28 protein-coding genes are annotated in these 22359 nt (G+C 48.1%); 13 read left to right on the top strand and 15 right to left on the bottom strand.

Features of this window, described 5'->3' with window-relative positions; translation table 11 throughout:
* The first annotated feature begins 62 nt into the window (after positions 1-62).
* Positions 63-1409: a metalloprotease PmbA gene (gene pmbA / locus BLP64_RS06235; RefSeq protein WP_092592809.1), complete on the top strand. Its 1347-nt coding sequence runs from the start codon at positions 63-65 to the stop codon at positions 1407-1409.
* Positions 1410-1446: 37 nt separating this feature from the next.
* Here pmbA and BLP64_RS06230 read toward each other — a convergent pair whose 3' ends face one another.
* The 10 genes from BLP64_RS06230 to BLP64_RS06185 are packed head-to-tail and all read right to left on the bottom strand — an operon-like array spanning position 1447 to position 8051.
* A complete protein-coding gene (locus BLP64_RS06230) occupies positions 1447-1725 on the bottom strand; it encodes an HPr family phosphocarrier protein (RefSeq protein WP_092592807.1) in 279 nt (92 codons plus the stop codon).
* A gap of 11 nt (positions 1726-1736) precedes the next feature.
* Positions 1737-2603, bottom strand: coding sequence for an RNase adapter RapZ (gene rapZ / locus BLP64_RS06225; RefSeq protein ID WP_092592805.1), 867 nt, complete (start codon positions 2601-2603; stop codon positions 1737-1739).
* Between the two features lie 12 nt (positions 2604-2615).
* On the bottom strand, positions 2616-3062 hold the full coding sequence (gene ptsN / locus BLP64_RS06220; protein ID WP_092592803.1) for a PTS IIA-like nitrogen regulatory protein PtsN: 447 nt from the start codon (positions 3060-3062) through the stop codon (positions 2616-2618).
* Positions 3063-3064: 2 nt separating this feature from the next.
* Positions 3065-3352 (bottom strand): ribosome hibernation promoting factor, encoded by a 288-nt coding sequence (gene hpf / locus BLP64_RS06215; RefSeq protein WP_092592801.1) that lies wholly within the window; start codon positions 3350-3352, stop codon positions 3065-3067.
* 26 nt (positions 3353-3378) lie between these two features.
* Positions 3379-4749: an RNA polymerase factor sigma-54 gene (locus BLP64_RS06210; RefSeq protein WP_092592799.1), complete on the bottom strand. Its 1371-nt coding sequence runs from the start codon at positions 4747-4749 to the stop codon at positions 3379-3381.
* A gap of 8 nt (positions 4750-4757) precedes the next feature.
* Positions 4758-5483: an LPS export ABC transporter ATP-binding protein gene (lptB, locus tag BLP64_RS06205; RefSeq protein WP_092592797.1), complete on the bottom strand. Its 726-nt coding sequence runs from the start codon at positions 5481-5483 to the stop codon at positions 4758-4760.
* A complete protein-coding gene (gene lptA / locus BLP64_RS06200; protein ID WP_092592795.1) occupies positions 5464-5991 on the bottom strand; it encodes a lipopolysaccharide transport periplasmic protein LptA in 528 nt (175 codons plus the stop codon). The genes lptB and lptA overlap by 20 nt, the downstream gene beginning before the upstream one ends.
* A complete protein-coding gene (lptC, locus tag BLP64_RS06195; RefSeq protein ID WP_176754935.1) occupies positions 5939-6523 on the bottom strand; it encodes an LPS export ABC transporter periplasmic protein LptC in 585 nt (194 codons plus the stop codon). The genes lptA and lptC overlap by 53 nt, the downstream gene beginning before the upstream one ends.
* Complete coding sequence (gene kdsC / locus BLP64_RS06190; RefSeq protein ID WP_092592791.1) at positions 6520-7074, bottom strand: 3-deoxy-manno-octulosonate-8-phosphatase KdsC; 555 nt, start codon at positions 7072-7074, stop codon at positions 6520-6522. The genes lptC and kdsC overlap by 4 nt, the downstream gene beginning before the upstream one ends.
* Positions 7074-8051 carry a KpsF/GutQ family sugar-phosphate isomerase gene (locus BLP64_RS06185; protein WP_092593019.1) on the bottom strand — a complete coding sequence of 326 codons (978 nt, stop codon included), beginning with the start codon at positions 8049-8051 and terminating at the stop codon, positions 7074-7076. Before BLP64_RS06185 ends, kdsC begins: the two co-directional genes overlap by 1 nt.
* Positions 8052-8242: 191 nt before the next feature.
* On the opposite strand from BLP64_RS06185, the gene BLP64_RS06180 reads away from it, so the two are divergent.
* From BLP64_RS06180 to murA, 7 genes are read left to right on the top strand one after another with little or no spacing between them, the layout of a single operon-like run.
* Positions 8243-9103 carry an ATP-binding cassette domain-containing protein gene (locus BLP64_RS06180; RefSeq protein WP_092592789.1) on the top strand — a complete coding sequence of 287 codons (861 nt, stop codon included), beginning with the start codon at positions 8243-8245 and terminating at the stop codon, positions 9101-9103.
* Positions 9093-9869: a lipid asymmetry maintenance ABC transporter permease subunit MlaE gene (gene mlaE, locus BLP64_RS06175; RefSeq protein WP_092592787.1), complete on the top strand. Its 777-nt coding sequence runs from the start codon at positions 9093-9095 to the stop codon at positions 9867-9869. Before BLP64_RS06180 ends, mlaE begins: the two co-directional genes overlap by 11 nt.
* Before the next feature lie 4 nt (positions 9870-9873).
* Positions 9874-10341 (top strand): outer membrane lipid asymmetry maintenance protein MlaD, encoded by a 468-nt coding sequence (gene mlaD, locus BLP64_RS06170; protein WP_092592785.1) that lies wholly within the window; start codon positions 9874-9876, stop codon positions 10339-10341.
* Between the two features lie 9 nt (positions 10342-10350).
* Entirely contained in the window at positions 10351-11013 is a 663-nt protein-coding gene (locus BLP64_RS06165; protein WP_092592783.1) for an MlaC/ttg2D family ABC transporter substrate-binding protein, read from the top strand.
* 3 nt (positions 11014-11016) lie between these two features.
* On the top strand, positions 11017-11328 hold the full coding sequence (locus BLP64_RS06160) for an STAS domain-containing protein (protein WP_092592781.1): 312 nt from the start codon (positions 11017-11019) through the stop codon (positions 11326-11328).
* 7 nt (positions 11329-11335) lie between these two features.
* On the top strand, positions 11336-11602 hold the full coding sequence (locus BLP64_RS06155) for a BolA family protein (RefSeq protein ID WP_324615346.1): 267 nt from the start codon (positions 11336-11338) through the stop codon (positions 11600-11602).
* Between the two features lie 14 nt (positions 11603-11616).
* Positions 11617-12873 carry a UDP-N-acetylglucosamine 1-carboxyvinyltransferase gene (gene murA, locus BLP64_RS06150; protein WP_092592779.1) on the top strand — a complete coding sequence of 419 codons (1257 nt, stop codon included), beginning with the start codon at positions 11617-11619 and terminating at the stop codon, positions 12871-12873.
* Positions 12874-12883: 10 nt separating this feature from the next.
* On the opposite strand, the gene BLP64_RS06145 is transcribed toward murA, so the two are convergent.
* The 3 genes from BLP64_RS06145 to BLP64_RS06135 all read right to left on the bottom strand — a co-directional run bounded on the left by BLP64_RS06145 (position 12884) and on the right by BLP64_RS06135 (position 15921).
* Positions 12884-13933 carry a trypsin-like peptidase domain-containing protein gene (locus BLP64_RS06145; protein ID WP_092592777.1) on the bottom strand — a complete coding sequence of 350 codons (1050 nt, stop codon included), beginning with the start codon at positions 13931-13933 and terminating at the stop codon, positions 12884-12886.
* Positions 13934-14025: 92 nt separating this feature from the next.
* Positions 14026-15372, bottom strand: a complete 1347-nt coding sequence (locus tag BLP64_RS06140) for a DegQ family serine endoprotease (protein WP_092592775.1) — start codon at positions 15370-15372, stop codon at positions 14026-14028.
* Between the two features lie 126 nt (positions 15373-15498).
* Positions 15499-15921 carry a Z-ring associated ZapG family protein gene (locus tag BLP64_RS06135; RefSeq protein WP_092592772.1) on the bottom strand — a complete coding sequence of 141 codons (423 nt, stop codon included), beginning with the start codon at positions 15919-15921 and terminating at the stop codon, positions 15499-15501.
* A 76-nt stretch (positions 15922-15997) separates the two neighbouring features.
* Between BLP64_RS06135 and zapE the strand changes: the two genes are divergently transcribed.
* The 5 genes from zapE (at position 15998) to BLP64_RS06110 (ending at position 20441) form a co-directional block, all read left to right on the top strand.
* Positions 15998-17113: a cell division protein ZapE gene (gene zapE, locus BLP64_RS06130; protein WP_407681263.1), complete on the top strand. Its 1116-nt coding sequence runs from the start codon at positions 15998-16000 to the stop codon at positions 17111-17113.
* Positions 17110-18705, top strand: a complete 1596-nt coding sequence (locus BLP64_RS06125) for a Na/Pi cotransporter family protein (protein WP_092592768.1) — start codon at positions 17110-17112, stop codon at positions 18703-18705. Before zapE ends, BLP64_RS06125 begins: the two co-directional genes overlap by 4 nt.
* 126 nt (positions 18706-18831) lie before the next feature.
* Positions 18832-19260: a 50S ribosomal protein L13 gene (rplM, locus tag BLP64_RS06120; protein WP_092592766.1), complete on the top strand. Its 429-nt coding sequence runs from the start codon at positions 18832-18834 to the stop codon at positions 19258-19260.
* Positions 19261-19277: 17 nt separating this feature from the next.
* Complete coding sequence (rpsI, locus tag BLP64_RS06115; protein ID WP_092592764.1) at positions 19278-19670, top strand: 30S ribosomal protein S9; 393 nt, start codon at positions 19278-19280, stop codon at positions 19668-19670.
* Between the two features lie 75 nt (positions 19671-19745).
* Positions 19746-20441 carry a hypothetical protein gene (locus BLP64_RS06110; protein WP_092592762.1) on the top strand — a complete coding sequence of 232 codons (696 nt, stop codon included), beginning with the start codon at positions 19746-19748 and terminating at the stop codon, positions 20439-20441.
* 698 nt (positions 20442-21139) lie between these two features.
* On the opposite strand, the gene BLP64_RS06100 is transcribed toward BLP64_RS06110, so the two are convergent.
* On the bottom strand, positions 21140-21883 hold the full coding sequence (locus tag BLP64_RS06100; protein ID WP_199286048.1) for an RHS repeat domain-containing protein: 744 nt from the start codon (positions 21881-21883) through the stop codon (positions 21140-21142).
* Positions 21884-22055: 172 nt separating this feature from the next.
* On the bottom strand, positions 22056-22359 hold a 304-nt coding region (locus tag BLP64_RS10800; protein WP_176754934.1), incomplete at its 5' end, for an SH3 domain-containing protein.

Here is a 22359-nt window from a genome sequence, read left to right as displayed (position 1 = left end):
TGTACCTGAATCCCATAGCAATAGAAAAGGCGTTCTGAAGAGACGCCGGCACAGGAGTAAAAATGACACCGGATATTCGCGAGCTTGAAACTGAAATGCAAGACGTTAAACAGGCCGTTGCTGACGCACTCAATTATGCCCAACAATTAGGAAATAGTGCGGCAGAATGTGCCATCAGTCGGAGCCGAGGAATCAACGTAGGCACGCGTTTGGGTGAAGTGGAAACCGTTGAATTCAATCAGGACGGAGCACTCGGCATCACTGTTTACCGAGGCCAACAGAAAGGCAGCTCATCCACCACGGATTTGACCCCGCAGGCGATTCGAGCGGCGGTAGATAAGGCCAGTAGTATTGCTCAATTCACCTCGGCGGACCCTTGTACGGGCTTGGCACCGGCAGCCTTGATGGCCACCGATATTCCTGATCTTGAATTGTGTCATCCCGCTGACCAGAGCGCTGAGTTTGCCTTGGCCCAAGCACTTGCGTGTGAGCAGCATGCATTGCAGCTTGATCCTCGAATTGTGAATTCGGATGGTGCTGGCTACAGCAGCCACGTAGGCTTTCGTGTTTACGGGAATACCCATGGGTTCTTAGCTGGTTACACCCAATCACGCCATGTGTTGAGTTGCTCCTTGATTGCCAAGAGTGGCGATGCCATGCAACGCGATTATAGCTACACCATTGCCCGCCATCGTGATGACTTATGGACGCCTGAGCAAGTGGCCGAGGATGCCGTCCAAGCTACCGTAGCGCGTTTGGATGCCCGTAAAATCAGTACTGCTAAGGTGCCGGTGATTTTCCGCGCGGACATCGCCAATAGCTTATTTAGCCATTTAGTCAGTGCGATCAGTGGCGGCAGTTTGTATCGAAAATCCAGCTTCTTATTGGACCATTTGGGGCAACAGATTCTCCCGTCGTGGCTTACGATTCACGAAAAACCTCACTTACCGCGCGCGTTGGCAAGCAGCCCCTTTGATCACGAAGGATTAGCAACTCAAGCACGCGATATTGTCAAAGATGGTCAGTTAGAAACTTATTTATTGACCAGCTATGCGGCGCGTAAGTTAGGGATGCAGCCAACTGGACACGCCGGCGGCATTCACACCTGGCAAGTGAGCCATCAAGTGGCTGATTTAAAAACCTTATGTCAGCAAATGGGAACGGGCTTGTTAGTCACCGAGTTAATGGGGCAAGGGGTGAATATTGTCAACGGTGACTATTCTCGCGGCGCGGCAGGTTTCTGGGTGGAAAATGGTGAAATTCAGTATCCAGTGGAAGAAATTACCATTGCTGGGAACCTCATGGACATGTTCAAAAACATGGTCGCGATTGCTGGAGATATTGACTACCGTCACGGGGTTCAAACCGGCTCAATTCTGATTGAAGAGATGCGAATCGCTGGCGTTTAAGACGTCAGCGAACCAAGCAAGGTGCTAACGGAAGGCGTTACTGCTCTTCATCAAACCGGGCTTCAACCAATTGCGCAACAGCATCTGCGGCTGCTTGCGCATCGGGTCCTTCGGCAACAATTTCAATTTGCCGCCCCTGACCGCTCGCAAGTAGCAATAAACACATCACACTCGATGCATCCACTTTTTGCTCCCCTTGGATAATTGAAACCGTGGCGGCAAATTCATGGGTAAGTTTCGCCAGCTTGGTCGCCGCGCGGGCATGGAGTCCGAGCTTATTGCGAATCGTCACTTGGCGGCGAACAATCTCAGTCATAGGCGGTGAGTTTAGGTGTTTGTGGGTTGACGATGACGGCTGGCCTCACGGTGCCGTACTTGCACTTTACAGGGGTGATCGGCAAAGCGTTTGGCCAGTTGTTCGGCAATATACACTGACCGATGTTGTCCACCAGTACAGCCAATACCAATGGTTAAATAACTGCGGTTACTGCGTTGGAAGTGGGGCAGCCAGGTTTCAAAAAACACCTGCAACTGATGAATGAATTTGGTGACTAACGGCTGCTGCTCAAAGTAATGCTGCACCGCTGGATCACTGCCAGTTAACGGTTTGAGCTCAGGCACCCAGTGCGGGTTTGGTAAAATTCGAGCATCAAAGGCGTAATCGAGATCGGTGGGCAACCCATACTTGTACCCAAAGGATTGAAACACCACGATGAGTCGCGATGCCGTTTTCCCTAGGACGCGCTCAGCAATCTGTTCACTCAGTTGGTGGACGGTTAAATCGCTACTATCTAAACGCCAGGTCGCTCGCTCCGCTAAGGGTTCTAACATGACCGCTTCAACGGCTAAGGCATCGGCGAGAGGCATCTCTTTTTGCGAGAGCGGGTGCAAACGACGAGTTTCACCGAAACGACGCAGTAATACTTGGTCGGATGAATCAATATAAATAATTTCGGGTTTGATTTTTTTCGGCAAAAAATCGAGGGCATCGGTGAGTTCGCTGGGTTCCGCTGGAAGGTTACGAACATCCACACTGACGGCAACTTTGTCGTATTGTTCAACCACCGCATGCACCAAGGTCGGCATGAGTGTAATCGGTAAGTTATCGACACAATAATAGCCAAGGTCTTCAAGCACTCGAAGTGCAATTGATTTACCTGAGCCGGAACGGCCTGTGACAATAATTAGTTGCATGATCCTACCAACTTAACCTACGAATAAGTCGTAGAGCTCTTGATCACTTTGTGCGTCGCGGAGCGCTCGCGTCATTGTTTTATCATTCAGTCGTTGAGCGACAGCGGCAAGTGTCTGTAAATGTTGCTCATGCTGTTCTTCGGGAACCAACAGAGCAAATACAATATCGACCGGTTGGTTATCAATCGCATCAAAATCAATCGGAGACGATAAGGTCAATAAAACCGCGATGGGTTTATGAATGCCGGCTAGGCGACCATGTGGAATGGCAACCCCTAGGCCAATCCCAGTACTGCCGAGACGCTCCCGATTTAATAAGCTTTCAAAAACCTCGAACGATGCGGCGCCAGCTAACCGCGATGCAGCTAGCTGGCCGATGAGTTCAAGGACTTTCTTTTTGCTTGTTCCTTCCACTGCGCAACGAACGCAGTCAGGACTCAGTGTGTTGGATAAATCCATGTTTAGCGACGATTTAATTTTTCTTTGTGTTTAATAACTTGTCGATCGAGCTTATCGATCAACCCATCTATAGCGGCATACATATCTTGATGCTCGGATTCTGCATAAATCTCACCGCCATTCACATGCAAGGTAGCTTCCGCTTTTTGCACTAACTTTTCAACACTTAAAATGACATACACGTTGTTAATGTTGTCAAAGTGGCGTTCCAGGCGCTTAAACTTGGTGTCAAGGTACTCCCGCATAGCGTCAGTGATTTCGATATGGCGACCAGTCAGATTGATTTGCATAACATCTTCCTTCTGTTTTCCGAGATTTAAATAAGACGCTTCCGTTGACTCGAGGGCGGAATATTCAATGCTTCTCGATATTTTGCAATGGTGCGTCTAGCTACTTGGATTCCTTGTTCTGCTAGGAGTTCAGTTAATTTACTATCACTCAAGGGCTTCTTGGGGTTTTCTGCTGCTATGAGTTTCTTTAACAATGCCCGAATGGCCGTTGAGGATGCATCACCTCCTGATTCTGTGGCTAACTGACTTGAGAAAAAGTACTTCAATTCAAACACACCTCGGGGCGAATGCATATACTTTTGCGTTGTCACCCGAGAAATTGTTGATTCGTGCATTTCAATTGCATCGGCAATGTCGGTAAGAACCATGGGTTTCATGGCCTCTTCACCGTACTCAAAAAACGCCTGTTGCCGTTGCACAATGGCAGTCGCAACTTTCAATAAGGTCTCGTTGCGACTCTCGATGCTGCGGATAAACCACTTTGCATCCTGCGCATGCTGTCGAATATAACTTACGTCTTCACCATGAGAAGAATCTTGGCACAAGTCAAGGTAATACTGATTGACTTTAAGTTTAGGCATGGTTTCAGGGTTTAGCTTAACAATCCAACGATTATTTTTTTTATGCACCAACACATCGGGAATGACATAGTCGTCAGGGGCCGCTTCGAAGGCTTCGCCAGGCCGCGGAGAGAGGCTTTGGATGAGGGCAATAATCGCCGCTAGCTCAGCTTCTGTGACGCGTAATTTGCGCATCAATTGCCGATAATCTCGGGTGCCTAAAAGCGCGATATGTTCGTTGACGGCTAACAGCGCTTCGGCGCGCCAAGGGGTTGTTGGAGAGCAATGTTGGAGTTGAATGGTTAAGCACTCGGTAACGTCTTGTGCCCCCACCCCAATCGGGTCGAAATGTTGAATGCGTTTCAGCACCACTTGAGCTTCATCCAACTCAATATCAAGGCCATGCTGCTGATTCAGCCCTGCCACAATCTCAGCCAATGGTTGGCTTAAATAGCCCGCATTATCAATCGCATCAATGATAGCAATAGCAATGAGGGTATCGGTGTCAGTAAAGGGAGAAAGTTGCAGTTGCCACAGCAAATGGTCGCGCAAGCTGGTCTGCGTTTCACCTTCATACAAGGTGTCTTCGCCATCATAACGATAACTGGCTTGGCCTATGCCGGCGGAATATTGGTGGTCCCATTCGTGTTCTTCGGTGATGCTGGCTTCTCCCTCAGCATCACTTCCTTCCAGTTCTAATAAGGGGTTTTCGGCCAACGCCTGTTGAATTTCTTGGTGAAGCTCAAGCGTGGATAGCTGCAGCAATTTAATCGCCTGTTGCAACTGGGGAGTCATTGCCAGTTGCTGCGACATTTTAAATTGCAAACTTGGTTTCATGGTGTGACCTACAGCGTGAATTGCTCACCTAAATAAACGTCTTTAACCTGCTGGTTATTCAGAATGCTTTGGGCGTCACCGCTGGCGATTAAAGCACCGTGGCTCACAATATAGGCCTTTTCACACACTGACAGCGTTTCACGCACGTTGTGGTCGGTAATCAGGACGCCAATTCCTCGATTGCGAAGGTGCTCGATAATTTTTTTGATATCGATGACGGAGATAGGATCAACGCCTGCAAAGGGTTCATCTAATAAAATAAATGTTGGGTCGGCCGCTAATGCGCGAGCAATTTCGACGCGGCGACGTTCGCCTCCCGATAAACTCATACCTAAGCTGTTGACTAAGTGACCAATACTGAATTCTTCCAGTAAGGAATCTAACCGTTCCTCTCGGCCGTTGGCATCCAAATCACGGCGGGTTTCGAGAATGGCCATAATATTGTCACGCACCGACAGCTTGCGGAAAATCGAAGACTCTTGCGGTAAATAACCAATACCACGGCGCGCACGAGCATGCATGGGGAGCAAGGAAATGTCTTCGTCGTCGATTAAAATACGGCCTTTATCATGATTCACCAGCCCGACAATCATGTAAAAGGTGGTGGTTTTGCCCGCGCCATTAGGCCCTAACAGACCGATGATCTGACCTGCTTCAACGGTTAAACTGACGTCTTTAACGACTTGTCGCTTATTATACGATTTTGCAAGGTGCTCAGCGATTAGTCGGCTCATTAGGTTGGTCGCTCTTATTTTTAGGAAGAAAAATAGTGGTGACGCGCTCATTTTCGCCGCGGTTTGCGGATAATTGTTGCGTCGCAAAGTTATAAATAATTTCGTTCCCTTGAATCAAACTATTGTTTTGGGAGACTTTTACATTGCCAGATAACACCAATAGTTGCTGGTCTTGATCGTAACGAATTATTTCAGCTTCCGCTTGAATGGGGGAGCCATCGTCAAGCAGTTGTTGATAGACCGCCGGGCTTCCCGTCGCGGTAAAGCTATCCGATTGATCCCCACGACGGGTCACCTCCAGATGATCGGCTTGAATGGTTAAGCTGCCCTGACGAATCAGCACATTGTTTTCGAAAACCGCAATTTTATTGGCGACATCGAACCAATCGCGATCAGCATTAATCTCAATGGGCTGGGAGAAGTCTGCACGACCTTGGGCCCAGGCTGTTCCCCAACTACTCGTTGTTATCGCTAGGATTGCGACGACCGGTATAAATTGTTTCAACATGCTTTATCATTTCCACTGTTTGTGCGTGCAAGTCTGCCCGTAAACCTTCCCCGCGAGCTGTAAAGTCGGGGCCGATAATCAGAACTGGTTGCTCCGTCGTGACCATTCCTGCGTCGGTATCTATGGTTAAATAACTGGTCTCGATGCGTTCGATAAACTCGGCTGCGGTAAGGCTGGTCATTTCAATGTTACGTTCAAGGACCAAGCTATTGTCTGCATAAAAGGAGCCTTGTTCGGCTTGCACTTGCCAAATATCATTCCCTTGGTTTAACTGCAAAATGTACGTTGGCGCCATCAGCTCAGTTAATCCAACGGGGCTGTAGTGTGTCATTTCTTCGGCAGCAATTCGGTGTGCGAGTTCGCCTTGTTCATCATAAACCCGAACAATGAGCCCAGTGGCAGTAAAATCTGGCTGGATTTGTCGATAACCCGCTTCTTGTTCCAATGGGCCAGAGTCGTCAAAAGGGCGCCAAATCAGCACAGCTGCGGCTAAAAATATGACCCCAATAATGATGACGATGTTCCGATTCAAAGGCTGACGCCTCCCGTTAATTGCAATTGCCCTTGGGCTTGTAAAATCAAATCACTCAATTCTCGTACGGCACCGTAACCGCCTCGTGCGGAGGTGACATAGTCGGCTTGCTGCCGCACGTAAGGATGCCCGTCACTCACGCAAACCCCAATTGCACTTCGCTGAAGCATGTCCAAATCAGGAATATCGTCACCAATACTCGCTACTTGAGCAGGCGTTAAACCGAGTTGCACCACTAACTGCTCAAAGCAATGTTGCTTATTCGATTGCCCTTGATAGATGTGCTTCACCCCTAATGCTTGCATGCGGTCTTCGACAATTTGGGATTGGCGTCCCGTAATCACGGCCACGTCAATGCCTGCATTGAGCAACGCTTTTACTCCAAGCCCGTCGCGGGTGTGAAAGGCTTTGAGTTCCTCGCCGGCATTCCCCATATAGATGCAGCCGTCTGAAAATACCCCATCCACATCGCAAACCACGAGTCGAATTTGTTTGAAACGTTCAAACAACTCTGCTTCAAGGGGGCCGTACCACGTATCGATGACACTCATTACAAGACTCCTGCTTTGAGTAAATCATGCATGTTCAGCGCACCTTGTGCAATGCCTTCTGCATCGACGACGAATAAGCCATTAATTTTACGGTCTTCCATCAGCTTCAAGCCTTGTGCTGCCAACATTTCAGGCTCGATGGTGACGGGGTGGTGAGTCATCACCTGCTCGATGGGAGTTTGGTGCACATCAATGCGTTGATCCAGAATACGACGTAAATCACCGTCGGTGAAAATTCCCAGTAATTGCCGCTGACCATCGGCAATGCCCGTCATTCCTAAACCTTTGCGCGACATTTCAAGAAGTGCTTCAGATAAGGTCGCATGAGGCGGTACCAAAGGAATGCGATCGCCGGTATGCATGACATCACTGATGCGCAGCAATAAGCGACGGCCAAGACTGCCGCCGGGGTGAGACATCGCAAAGTCGTCAGCGGTAAAGCCACGAGCGTGTAACAAGGCAACGGCAATGGCATCGCCCATGACTAAGGTGGCAGTGGTTGATGAGGTTGGGGCTAACCCTAATGGGCAGGCTTCTTGCTCCACGGCAATGCAGACATGCACATCGGAAAGCTGGGCCAAGGTTGATTGTGGATGCCCTGTGAGACTCACAAGCTTTACCCCGCGCCGTTTAATTAATGGGGCAATGGCGAGGACTTCTTCCGTTTCACCTGAGTTGGAAATAGCGAGTACAATATCTTGTGCGGTGATCATCCCTAAGTCACCATGGCTGGCTTCGCCTGGGTGAACAAAAAATGCGGGCGTTCCGGTGGATGCCAAGGTAGCGGCAATTTTGCCGCCAATATGTCCAGACTTGCCCATGCCAATTACAATCACGCGACCTTGGCATTGGAATAACAGCTCGCAGGCCTGCTCAAACTGTGAGTCCAAATAACGTTTTAACCCAACAATCGCAGCTGTTTCGATGTCAACAACGCGCTCCGCGAGAGCACGAAATGTAGTAGTTGAAGATTTTATTGTCACGGGAACGCTCCGGCCCAATGAATCAGAATAATCGCTTGTTGGCAATAATAACCGATTGAACGGTGAAATACAGACGAAATCGGTAGGGAAGGTCACGTTTTGTCACAAATTTTACTGGCTCCGGCTGTAGCAATAGCTCCAATTCTGATACACTTGCCGGTCAGAACAAGGGAGATATCAAAGCAATGCCAACAGCATCTCAGGTACCGAGTCAGCCGTCTCCAGCTCAGGTTGATGAGCCTCTTGTGGTGATTGACTCGATTGATTTTGCACATGGGTTTGGTGCACATCAGGTATATCGTGGATTATCCATGCAAATTCCCAAGGGTAAAATCACTGCGGTGATGGGCCCAAGCGGAATCGGGAAAACCACGCTGCTCCGTTTAATCGGTGCCCAGTTGCGCCCACAGCAGGGCAAAATAACCTTCGCTGGGGTGGATATTCATGCCCTCGGTCGCACTGAACTATACGAGCTACGTAAGCGCATGAGCATGCTATTTCAAAGTGGCGCGCTCTTTACCGATATGTCGGTGTACGACAACGTGGCGTTCCCACTGCGTGAGCACAGTGATTTACCCGAATCGATTATCGATATCATCGTTAAATTAAAACTCGAAGCGGTTGGGTTACGGGGCGCTCGACACCTCATGCCGGCTGAGCTTTCGGGTGGGATGGCACGGCGCGCAGCCTTGGCTCGAGCGATTGCGCTGGATCCAGAGCTCGTCATGTATGATGAGCCATTTGCAGGGCAAGACCCCATTTCGATGGGTGTTATTGTGAAGTTGATTAAAGAATTGAACCAATCACTGGGGTTAACCAGTATTGTCGTAACTCATGACGTTACCGAGGTCATGACCATTGCTGACTACGTTTATATTATTGCCAATAAAACGGTCGTGGGGCATGGCACGCCAGCGGAGCTTGAACAGTCCTCGAATCCGTTAATTCATCAATTCCTGAATGGCAACGCAGACGGGCCTGTCCCATTCCATTTTGCGGCGCCGAGCTTGGCTGACGAGTTATTGGGGAAACAAAATGCTCGATAAAATTGCTGGATTAGGGCGCGTCATTCTCGATTCGATTGCGGGCGCAGGGGCGGCACTGTTGATGTTGCTCAGAGCCTTAATTGGGAAGCCTAATATCCGTAAAGCATGGCCACTCCTGATGCAGCAAATGTATGCAGTAGGAGTCCTCTCACTCATCATTATTGTGGTGAGTGGCTTGTTTATTGGCATGGTGTTGGGGCTGCAAGGGTATAATATTCTTGTCGATTTCGGTGCCGAGCAGTCGTTAGGGCCGATGGTTGCTCTGTCATTGTTAAGAGAGTTAGGGCCGGTGGTCACTGCACTACTATTTGCCGGCCGCGCGGGGTCATCATTGACCGCGGAAATTGGCTTGATGAAAGCCACGGAACAGCTATCAAGTTTAGAAATGATGGGGGTTGACCCCTTGCGTCGGGTCATTGCACCACGTTTTTGGGCCGGATTTTATAGCATGCCGATTTTAGCTTTAGTGTTTTCAGCCGTCGGTATTTTCGGTGGCTACTTAGTCGGTGTGCGCTGGCTCGGGGTGGACGATGGGGCATTTTGGTCCGTCATGCAAGCAAGTGTCGATTGGGGTCAGGATATCGTCAACGGCATTATTAAGAGCTTAGTCTTCGCATTTGTTGTGACGTGGATTGCGTTGCATAAAGGGTATAGTTGCACGCCCACTTCGGTCGGCATTAGCCGAGCCACCACCTCAACGGTGGTCACCGCGTCGTTAGCCGTACTCGGTCTCGACTTTGTATTAACCGCATTGATGTTTGGGTAACACTATGGAATCAAGAAATACACAACTCGCCGTAGGTCTTTTTGTCATTATTGGCATTCTTGCATTGCTGTTTTTAGGCTTGCGGGCAGCGAACACGAGCGCGGTCACGACCGGAGAAACTTATCGGTTGTATGCCAAATTTGATAACATTGGCGGCTTGAAAGAACGCTCCCCAGTTAAAGTGGGCGGCGTGGTGGTAGGGCGTGTAACCAAAATCACCTTGAGCGGTGAATACTACGAGCCGTTGGTGGAAATGACTATCAGTGCCACCTATGACAAATTTTCAGATACCTCCTCCGTTTCGATATTAACGTCGGGGTTACTGGGGGAGCAATACATTGGGCTGAACCCTGGTTTCGTGGATGAAACCGTAGAAATGCTGCAAGACGGTGATCAGATTTATGACACCAAATCTGCGTTAGTGCTCGAAGATTTGATTGGGCAGTTTTTGTTCAGCCAAGGAAACGATTAAGGAGTTCGTATGAAACAGTGGTTGCTAGCTTTAAGTGTTGCCTTGGTGACTGCCGTCATGCCAATGGCTGCGAGCGCTGAGTTGATTCGCGATGATAACCCTTACGTGCTGCTCGAAAAGGTGGCCAATAAAACATTGGCACGAATTGCTCAAGATCGCGATTTGATTGAAGCAGACTTAAACCATACACGGGTGATTATCCGCGAAGAAATGTTGCCTTATGTGGATTACATTTATGCCGCGAAGCGGGTGTTGGGTCGTAATTTGACGCAAACAACCGAAGAGCAGCGGCAACAATTTTATACGGTTTTTCGTGATTACCTCATCACGACGTACGCGGGCGCATTTACCCAGTATGATGAAAGCAAACATACCATCGAATTTAACCGTGCCGGTCGTTTTGAAGAAGGCAGTCGGATGGTGGTAGTCAATACGCGTTTGATTGAACAGGGTGGGCGTCCTCCCGTGCGCTTGGATTTCAAAATGCGTTACGACAACACTGACGAGGTATGGAAAGCCTATGACTTAGTGGTGGAAGGGGTGAGCTTATTGAATAGTAAGCAAGCTGAAATTGCGTCCGTTATTCGTGCCAATGGCATTGATGGAACCATTCAGTTGCTGCGCGAAAAAGCCCAAGAAGCCGTGAAGCCTTATGAAGAAACTGAGAATTAGGCCATGAGTGAATGCAAATGGCAGCGGCATGAGAATGAAATTAAACTGCAGGGGGAACTGAGTCGCGTCACCGTGCCAGCCCTGTGGCAGCAGCGGCAACAGTGGCTACAAGGCACGGATACTGTTACCTTAAATTTCGCCGGCGTTGAGAAGGTCGATTCGGCTGGTGTGGCGATGTTAATTGCAGCACAACGAGAACTTCTTGATGCTCACCGTGCTCTTAAGATCACCCATGCCACGGCACAATTACGTGCCATGGTACAAGTGAGTGGCGTTGAGTCCATTCTAGAACTCAATGATTCAATGAGAAAGTGAAATACCAATGAGTATGTTGACAGCAGAAACCATTCAGCAGCAATTGCTGAATGAATTAGAGTTAAGTGAAGTATTAGTGAAGCTCGACGGTAGCCACGCTGTGGTTACAGCCGTGGGCGATGTGTTTGCTGATTTGTCTCGAGTAAAGAAACAACAACTGGTCTACGCGCCATTAAAAGCGTGGATTGCATCGGGTGAACTTCACGCCGTCTCCATTCGCACCTACACAGACGCTGAATGGCAACGCGAGAAAAAACTCGCTATGTTAAGTTAACAACGGGACCTTTCATGCAAAAATTTGTTATCCGTGGTGGTACGCCACTGCATGGGGATGTCGTCATTTCGGGTGCGAAAAACGCTGCTTTACCGATTTTAATGGCTTCGATTCTCCCCTCAGAAACGGTGACTCTTAGCAATGTGCCTGCCCTCCAAGATGTGCAAACCAGCCTCAAGTTATTGCATGAGTTAGGTGTTTGTAGCAAACCATTGGGCCCTAACAGTTATCAAATTGAACCACAAGGGCTTCATCACCATGTCGCGAGCTATGAATTAGTCAAAACCATGCGCGCTTCCATTTTAGTGTTGGGGCCGCTATTGGCGAAATACGGAAAAGCGCGAGTTTCGTTACCAGGTGGGTGTGCCATTGGTGCTCGTCCAGTTAATCTCCATATTGATGGGCTGCGCCAAATGGGGGCAGAAATCACTGTAGAAAATGGCTACATCAACGCAACGGTGAATGGCCGGTTGCGGGGCGCCAATATTTTAATGGATATGGTGAGCGTTACTGGTACTGAAAACTTAATGGCAGCGGCCGCGTTGGCAGACGGTGTAACGGTGATTGAAAATGCCGCGCGCGAGCCAGAAGTCGAAGATTTAGCGAACTTTTTAAATAGTATGGGCGCAGATATCCGGCATGCTGGAACTGAAACCATTACGATTTATGGTAAAGAGCGGCTCCATGGTGGCAGCTATCGGGTGCAGCCTGATCGCATTGAAACAGGTACCTTCTTGGTGGCAGCGTTGGCGACCGGTGGTGATGTGACTTGTCGCAATACCAATCCGAAAATGCTCGACGCTGTATTACGGAAATTAACCGATGCTGGCGCCCTAATCACGCAAGGCGAGGATTGGATACGGATTCAGGCGCAAGGGCGCCCCAAAGCGGTCACCATTGTGACGGCCCCACATCCTGCCTTTCCAACAGACATGCAAGCACAGTTCTGTACGCTGAATGCGATTGCAGAAGGTTCCGGTTGGGTGCGTGAAACCATCTTTGAAAATCGTTTTATGCACGTTCCAGAACTTTGTCGTATGGGCGCGAACTTTGAAGTTGAAGGCAATATGGCGATTTCGAAGGGGGTTGAAAAGTTGACCGGGGCGCAAGTGATGTGTACTGATTTGCGGGCATCGGCATCGCTGGTGATTGCCGGCTTGGTCGCCGAAGGTGAAACTGTGGTGGAACGGATTTACCACATTGACCGTGGCTATGAATCGATTGAATTGAAATTAGCTGCGTTAGGCGCAGATATTACTCGCGTTAAATAAGTGCACGCGGCTATTGGAGCCGCGTGATCACCACATCTACCGTTTTCAGCTGATTATCGCGTAAGAACTTCACTGTGATGGTGCTGCCAGGCTTGGTTTGAGCAACCTTGGCCAAGCCTTCAGTGGCGGATTGCATCGGCTGTCCGCCAATTTCGATGATGTAGTCATCGGCCCGCAACCCTGCTTGCTCAGCTGGGCTGCCCGCATCCACGCCAGTGACATAGATGCCAGGTTGATTATGATGATTCGTTTGGGGGCCGTCGCCCACTTGTACGCCAAGATAACCGCGCACCACTTCTCCTTCACGGATCAGCGTATCCATCACCGATTTTGCTAGGGGATAGGGGACCGCAAAGTAAATACCGTCAATGCCTTGGCCCCGAGCATCACGAAACTGAGCGTTATTAATGCCGACCAAATAGCCTTGGGAGTTAATCAAGGCTCCCCCTGAGGCGCCTTCGTTAATTGCCGCATCCATCTGAATTAAATCGGCATGGGAGTGAATAATCCCCATGCGGCCACCGGTTGCGCTGATAATTCCTTGAGTGATGGTTTGGCCTAAGTTATGCGGGTTCCCAATGGCTAACACCACATCGCCTACCAAACTTTGCAATGACTCATTTTGGGGGATGACCGGTAGATTATCCGCTTCAATGCGGACCACGGCTAAATCGGTGACCGTGTCGTAACCAATGACTTGACCGCTATAATTTCGCCCATCTTGCAAGGCAACTTGAATTTCATTGACTCCGGCAACAACGTGATAAGCTGTGAGAATATGCCCCAAGTTATCCATAATGACGCCAGACCCAAGCCGAAAAACTGTCGTGGGGCGACGGGAATAGTAGGAGCCCCGAATGGAGCCAATGCTATAAATATTGACCACGGCTGGTGCTGCGCGCTGAACTGCAGTGGCAAAGCTCATGGGCTGTTGTAATAAATTGACGGGAGGCGAGAGTTGTTGTTTGGCGTTCGGAACCACCAATATCACGATAGCAGCGACGGCTAAGCCCAATAGAACTGAACGTAGGATGTACCAGAGCAGGTGCTGCAATCGCATAGATAGATGTAACCCAGTGATTTAAGAATGAATCACAGCATAGCATTGTTTAAAAACGAAGGCAGCATTTAGCTGCCTTCGTTATGTAGAAATTACCCGCCACGGAGGACCAGGTAAATTTGGGATTGACCGCGACGAATATTCAGCGCAATCACACTGCCCGCATCACTTAAGGATTCACGTAACTCACTGACACTATTAACCGGGCTGCGGTTCACTGCCAAGATGACGTCATTCTTGCGAATGCCGTAGCGCTCAGCGACCGAGCCAGCTTCAATTTCGGTGACTTTTAAGCCGCCTTGCTCATCGGGCGCTAAGGTCACACCATTAAAGGCCGGGTGAATCGATGCCGCTGATACGGCTTGTTCTTCGGCAGACAAGGTGACTTTGAACTTGCGTTCCTTGCCATCGCGTAACACGGTGAGTGTTAACTCTTTGCCCGCACCAATGGTGCCAACTCGAGCACCTAAGTCCGCAAAGGTACGGATAGGTTCACCGTTCACGGCCGTGATGACGTCACCAGATTTTAAGCCGGCGCGATCTGCCGCACCGTCAGCAATTACTTCTGCAATGAATGCCCCTTGATTGGCTTTCAAGTCCAACGCTTTAGCAATGTCGTGCGTGAGGTCGTTGCCGCGGACGCCTAAGACACCACGACGTACTTCACCAAACTCCACCAATTGGGCAACAAGGTTTTTCATCATATCGGATGGAATTGCAAAACCAATACCAATGTTACCGCCATTGGGGCCAAGAATTGCAGTATTAATGCCGATGAGCTCACCGTTTAGTGTCACCAGTGCACCGCCGGAGTTGCCACTGTTAATCGCCGCATCGGTCTGAATAAAGTTTTCAATCTCTTCAATGCCTAAGCCGCTGCGGCCAAGCGCACTCACAATTCCGGACGTCACGGTTTGCCCTAAGCCGAATGGGTTACCAATCGCCACCACGAAATCACCAACACGGAGATCAGCCGAACGGCCGATGGTAATTTCGGTGAGATCTTCACCGTCTTTAATTTTTAGTAACGCGATATCAGAGCGATTATCAGTTCCAATAACGGTGGCATCAAACTGACGACCGTCTTTTAAGGTCACGAGGATTTCTGTGGCACCATCGATAACGTGGTTATTGGTGACCACATAGCCTTCTTTGGCATCAATAATAACGCCCGAGCCTAAGCCCTGAAAGGGACGCTCTTGCACTTGTTCACGCGGGCCGCCGGGGCCAAAGAAAAAGCGGAACATATCGGGAATACGTTGGCGTACTTCTCGCTTGCCTTTCACCGAAATGTTCACCACGGCAGGGGTGACCTCTTCCAACATTGGGGCCAAGGTCGGCGTTTCGTTTTTTTGACTAAAAAACGGGATGCTGGCTTGGGTTGGCGTTAATACCAACGCACTCGCCAACGCTAGAACTGCGAATATCTTCACTTTCATCAAGGTGACTCCTATTTCATGAATTGAAGACTGCACTGCATGCAGATCCTCTCAACCAAGAGACGATGCAATTACAGACTAACTTCTATGAAATAAGTTCACCTTGATTGTGTTTCAAGGTGTCTTTTATGAGGATTTAAACAATCCCGATTGTTTCTCACTGTAATCGCGTGGCATGTCGGTGACTGCTTTATCGTCACTGCGGCGTTTTTCGGGCCGCAACTGGTTCGTCATATGAAGTTCACGCAGTGTATCTTCAGAGAAAAACGGCAAGCTGGGTTGTTCAACCTCGCGTTGCAGTAGGTCAGCACTGTGGTACAAGTATGCTTTTAGCTTATCTTGAGTTTCTTCGAGCTGTTCAACTAACGCTTGTGCGGTGGATAGGTGTTCAGCCACTTCGCGGCGATAATCGGCGAGTTGTTGCTTGGTTTGGGTGACCTGTTGATTGAGCTCGGCCTCATCTGAATGCTCGGATAACCAGTAGCGGGCAAGAAAGAATCCTACGACCGTGCCGGCTAAAACGAGTAAAAAACCTACAATCCAGCTCATAAATACTCCTTAATAATGCGTTCCGCATGGTAAACTATTCCCCACTAGCATAATCCAGAATAGAGTCGAAGTGGTAGTGACAACAAACAAACTTCCCCCAATCTTAAAATACGAACGTGATTTAGCCTCTGGTCATTTTCAACCCGATGAAGCGCAACGCCGTGCGGTCGAAGCGTTACAACGGCTTTATGATGAGTTGGTCGCCATGCAGCAAACGGTGCAAGGGGGCTTTTTAACTCGGCTGAAGCAGCGCTTTGTACGACCTGCAGCGCCGCGCGGAATTTATTTCTGGGGCGGAGTGGGCCGTGGTAAAACCTATTTGGTTGATACATTTTTTGATAGCCTACCCTTTGAGCGTAAGTTACGACTCCATTTTCATCGTTTTATGCAGCGCATTCACGATGAGTTAAAGGAACTCAAAGGACAGAGTGACCCCTTGCCAATCATTGCTGATAAATTGGCGGAAGAGGCACGGGTGATATGTTTTGACGAGTTTTTCGTGCAAGATATTACCGATGCCATGATTTTAGGAACGCTCATGCAAGAGTTGTTTGCCCGAGGCGTGGTGTTAGTCGCAACTTCGAATATCGTGCCAGATGAGCTTTACCGCAATGGTTTGCAACGGCAGCGATTTATTCCTGCCATTGAGCAAATCAAGCAACACTGTGATGTCATCAACGTCGATAGTGGCATCGATTACCGGTTGCGCACCTTAACCCAAGCTGAAATTTATCATGCGCCTGCGGATGCCGCCGCCGATGCAACGCTGCAAGGCTACTTTCATCAACTGGTGCCCAATTACGATGGGGCTGCAGCAGCCACCTCAATAGAGATTAATCGCCGTGAGATTCCAGTTCGTATGGTTCATGATGGGGTCGCGATGTTTTCGTTTGCGGCACTTTGTGAAAGCGCTCGGTCACAGAATGACTATATTGAAATAGCTCAGTATTACCACACGGTGTTAGTCAGCGCTGTTCCGCAAATGGGGGCGCATAATGATGATGCTGCTCGACGCTTTATCGCCTTGGTTGATGAGTTTTATGAGCGCCGCGTCAAATTGATTATGTCGGCTGCCGTTTCGTTGGAAGAATTGTATACTCAAGGGACACTGAGTTTTGAATTTAATCGTTGCATTAGCCGCTTGCGCGAAATGCAAAGCCACGAATATTTAGGACTTGCACATAAATCATGACATTAACAGATTGGGGCCTCGCGCTGGGTGGGCTGGGTTTATTACTACTCGGCATGCAGTTAATGACCGACGGGTTAAAGTCAGCTGCCGGTCAGCATTTACAAGGGTTCTTAGAGCGCTCCACCCAAACCCGTGTGCGAGCAGCGCTTACTGGTTTCACGGTGACCGCCGTGGTGCAATCCTCAACAGCCGTTGTCGTCGCCTTATTAGGTTTTACTAATGCCGGGATGCTAAAACTACGCCAAGCTGCGTGGGTGGTATTTGGGGGAAACGTAGGCACCACATTAACGGCTTGGATTGTGGCGCTGATTGGGCTCAAAATTAATGTTGGCGTGTTCGCATGGCCCCTGATTGGCTTGGGCATGCTGCTCAATTTGATCCGATCAAATTCTCCTTCGGGCTATGTTGGCTTGGCGCTCGCTGGATTCGGCGTATTATTCGTCGGGCTGGATACCTTGCGCGTAGCATTTGAGCAGGTCGCATTGAATTTCCCGATTGGTTACCTCAACGTCGATGGTATTGGCGGTATTTTAGTCGCGATCTTGGTCGGCTTTATTTTAACTGTCATTATTCAGTCATCCACCGCCGCAATTGCGATTGTTTTAACAGCCTCTGTCAGTGGTATGTTCACCCCCTTAGCAGGCGCAGCGTTGGTTATTGGTGCCAACATAGGCACCACGGCTACTGCAATTATCGCCAGCATCAATGCAACACCACACGCGAAACGGTTAGCGGCAGTCCATGTGCTGATGAAAACGGTGACCGGGGTTGTCGCCGTCATTTTATTAGCGCCTATGTGGTGGGTTGCGCAATGGCTATCCGGTGGGGAGCAAGTGGCGAATATCAGTGCTGGTTTAGCGGTGTATCACACCTTATTTAATCTGCTTGGCATTAGCTTGATGTGGGCGTTTGATGAGGTGATTTTCCGCCGCGTTGAGCGCTGGTATCGGATCCCCCATTTGCGTTCCGGTGAACCACGGTATCTGGATAAAACCGTACTTGAAATACCCGCCATGGGGTTGAATGCGATCCAGCAAGAATTAAATCGCGTGCAGCGTCAATATTTAGTGCGGCTTCGAAATTTACTGACCGAGCAGCCTGAGCACGAGGAAACTGAGGAAGACATCGCAACTGGCGTGTTGCTCGGGCATATCCATGAGTATCTAACAAAGCTGAGTGCCCAACATCTGACCGGTACAGAAGCATTATTGCTTGCCAAGTTGTATCGCGAGCATGCCCAGTTGAGCGATTTACGGTTATTGGTGGAAGGCTTACGGAGTGCTACACCAGAGGAACTAGCACTGAGTTTGAATGCCCAGCTGCGTGAGTTATTACTTGAGTTATTTAGTGCATCGGCAATGAAAGAGCGGCCTTTAGCCAACTGGAATGCCTTGATGAGTTCCATCCGAGCGACTCGGAATGCGTTACGCCATACGTGGTTTAATGACATTGCCGAAAATAAATTAAGTGCGACTCAAGGTGCAACATTAATGCAGCTTACGAGTATGTGGGAACGTAGTGCAGAAGTGATTGCCGCATTAAAAACGCAAACCGTTCCAATGGAAAATGCTTCAGCATCGTTGATCTTTTAAACACATTTCCATATAATCCGCGCAGCCCACGTTACAGGTACAACAAATCGCCATCCGTGCGGTTGTTGTGGTTCGCGGGGAAGCCCGGAACTACTGTCGTGAACTTTACTATAAGAGATGTTCTTAATGAGTACATTTGTAGCAAAACCAGAAACTGTCAAACGTGACTGGTATGTCATTGACGCTGAAGGTAAAACTTTAGGTCGCTTAGCCACTGAAGTGGCGCGTCGTTTACGTGGCAAGCATAAGCCAGAGTACACTCCTCACGTGGATACTGGTGATTACATCATCATCGTTAACGCTGAGAAAGTGAACGTTACTGGCCGTAAAGCGCAAGCCAAAATGTATTATTCGCACACGGGTTACCCAGGCGGTTTGAAATCAATCAACTTTGAAAAGTTGATTGCTAAGAAGCCTGAAATGGTAATTCAGAAAGCGGTGAAAGGTATGATGCCAACAGGTCCATTGGGTCGTGCCATGTTCCGTAAACTGAAAGTGTACGCGGGAGCCGAGCACAATCACGCTGCTCAGCAACCAAAGCAACTTGAAATTTAATACGGAGCATGACAACTATGGCACAGAATCAATACTACGGTACTGGTCGTCGCAAAAGCTCAACTGCGCGTGTTTTCTTGCGCCCGGGCAGCGGCAACATCAGCATCAATAATCGCAGCTTAGAAGAATACTTTGGCCGTGAAACCGCTCAGATGGTTGTTCGTCAACCACTTGAATTGGTTGATATGGTTGAAAAGTTTGACCTATACATCACTGTTAAAGGCGGTGGTGCGAGTGGTCAAGCAGGCGCAGTACGTCACGGTATTACCCGTGCGTTGATGCAATACGATGAAACTTTACGCGGTGACTTACGTCGTGCGGGTTATGTAACTCGTGACGCACGTCAAGTTGAACGTAAGAAAATCGGCTTGCATAAAGCGCGTAAGCGTCCACAATTCTCGAAGCGTTAATTCTTCAGAATTTGCAGTACGACAAGAACCCGGCCACCGTGCCGGGTTTTTTATTTTCCATCTAGGAGAAGACCAATGCAACGATATTTATTCATTTGCGCTTTGCTGTTTCTATTGAGTCCTCATGCAGAATCAACGACGTGTGAGGAAAACCCTTCGTGTGAATCAACTACGGTGTTTCCGAGCGCATATAACGCAATTGAAGTTGACGAATCTCAATCGCGGGGGTTGGCTGACAGAGTTACTAGTGAAGTCCAAAATATAACTCAAGCGGGACATAAGCTGATAAGACATAAGGTGGTGAGAATAAACGAAACCGCTCTGTTAGCCGTGAAAAGTTATGCGACTGATATTTTACAAAATTCGGCGGACACTTTTTCTCATCCGTTGAAAAGTGAAAATTTAAAGACCAAAAATATAGCTTTGGCAGAGCAATCAGAGTACCCGCTGAATGTTTCGTTCAATTTATTCGAATCGGGAATTTTAAATGAACTAAATGTGCAATCCATAACACTATCGTCAACTTTAGATGGTGATTTTAACTATCTAGTTGTCTCGTCTACGGGGAAGCAAAATGGAAGTGATTATCACGTTTCGATAAGTTACAACTCTGATGGCGAAATCTCCATAAAAATTTACGGTGGTTATAATTATTCTATCTCACCCTTACAAAATAGACAGAAACTTCACTTACTAACGGTTACGTCATCACAGAATAAGGAGGTAACCCCAAACGCTGAAAAAAATCTATCGACATTAGCAGGATCTTAGAGGTTGAAAAGTCTATTAGACAAATAAAGAAGCAGCGAGAAGATAAACTTAGCGCGCAATCATTAAACGGCACCATTAGCGCTTCAAGTGGTGATTATACGATTAATCTAGGCGTATTCTACGATGAGGGCGTTAACATTCAGACCACGCAATCAAGTCTTATTGTTCCTAGTATCAATCTGATTAACTCAATTTTAATAAACGACAATGTTCGAGATCAATATGGGAATGTTATACAGTTCATGTTCGGACAGATTGATGAAATACCTAGTGGGTGTGGCAGTACTTCAGCCTGCAATGTATCGTATTTAGATCATTTAAACTCAGAAAAGTGTCAACTACCTTGAAAAACGCCGCCCCTCCAAAGCATCGGTTAGAGCTGTAAATCGCCAAATCACTGCATCACCATGGAACTATAAAAATTCTGTTACAGGCTCGATAAAAAACTTATATAACACAAAAATAAATAGAGAAAAATTAATTGAAAGCAATACCTTCAACTCGACACATAGTGGCTTCCAATTCCATGGATGATAATAAAATGAGAATGCCTTACTCATAAGTTCAGGGGTGTTGTAAAAAAGCCCATTTTCAAAATAAATCTTGCATATGTCTCCATGCCTTCTATTTAAAAAAATATAAATGACAACCTGAAGAAAAACAGAAAATAAGGCCACACTCAAAACAATAGGCATAACTTAGGTCTCACATTTACTTTTATTACAATCTAATAATTTCCCGCTTGCCTCGAGCCCGGCGCCGCCAAATACTCCTAATCCTATTTCAGGAGCAACTTCTAGTGTCACACCGTTCGTTCCAAACTGACCAGAACCTGTTGCTAATATGCCCATCCCGTATGAAGCCTTAACTTTTGTGCCTTTAAGGTAGTCAGGTATTACCACCAATAAATCACACAAATCCACAAACAAACCAAGGGGGTCTATATACATAACGGGGTTAGATAGCGCATACGCGTAGGTATTAATTCCACCGCCCAGTCCTATCGGGTCGCTCTGCAAGTAACGGCCAGAGCTGGCATCGTAATCCCGAAAGTAGTTGTACCAACTTTGTTTCTCACTATCCCAGTATTGCCCCGGGAAACCAATGTTAAACGCTCCGATACTGCTGGTTAATACTGTACTATCAAAGGCTTCGAGTTGCGCTCGCCAAACGACCGTGGCCGAGCTATCGGTGATGACTTCAGGACGACCTAAATGGTCGTTATGCACATAATAAAGCTGATTGTTTTTTATATACCCCACCAGCTCACCGCCCAAATAAATATATTGCGCTTGCGTTCCCTCAGCCAATAATTGCCCGGTTGGTGAATATATAAAATGCGTGCTCACGCTCCCTGTCGTTTTTCGTGCTCGCTGTCCTAAAGCATTATAGTCGTATGTGGTAGCACCTGATTGCACCATTCGGTTATTAGCATTGTACACATAGCTTCTGCTTTGCCCGTTAAAACCCTGCTGTCTTTATAGTTTCATTGGCGATTCAACCATTTACGGGTATTTCCCTATGAAAACGCCAACCGATATTGGCGGGACAGTTGTAAAAGTAAACTGGGAACAACTGGATGGAAAATGGTTTGTTTCCCATCCTTAGCTGTCGTTAATCTGGGTTTGTTAGGGTCATCTTGTTTGAGTGAATTATGTACCCTTTCAGCCCATCACTTGTTTCAACTTCATATGCCAAATAGTCCTTGCCATATTCCTTGGAAAGAATAACAACTTTAGTTCCCGTTGGTAGAATCGCAATTTGCTTATCGGGGTTGTCCAAATTCTGCAACCCCGGTTCCTTCAACATTACTGTAGCTTCATGAAGTTGAAGACTTTCTTTAGAAGAACCACATCCAGTCACCAGTCCAAGCACCCCTAGTAATAATAAGAAGAGTTTTATTTTGCCCATGGCGCAC

Origin of the sequence: Pseudidiomarina indica (assembly GCF_900104245.1) — a bacterium.
GTDB lineage: Bacteria > Pseudomonadota > Gammaproteobacteria > Enterobacterales > Alteromonadaceae > Pseudidiomarina > Pseudidiomarina indica.
This window is presented reverse-complemented; position numbering and strand designations above follow the sequence as displayed.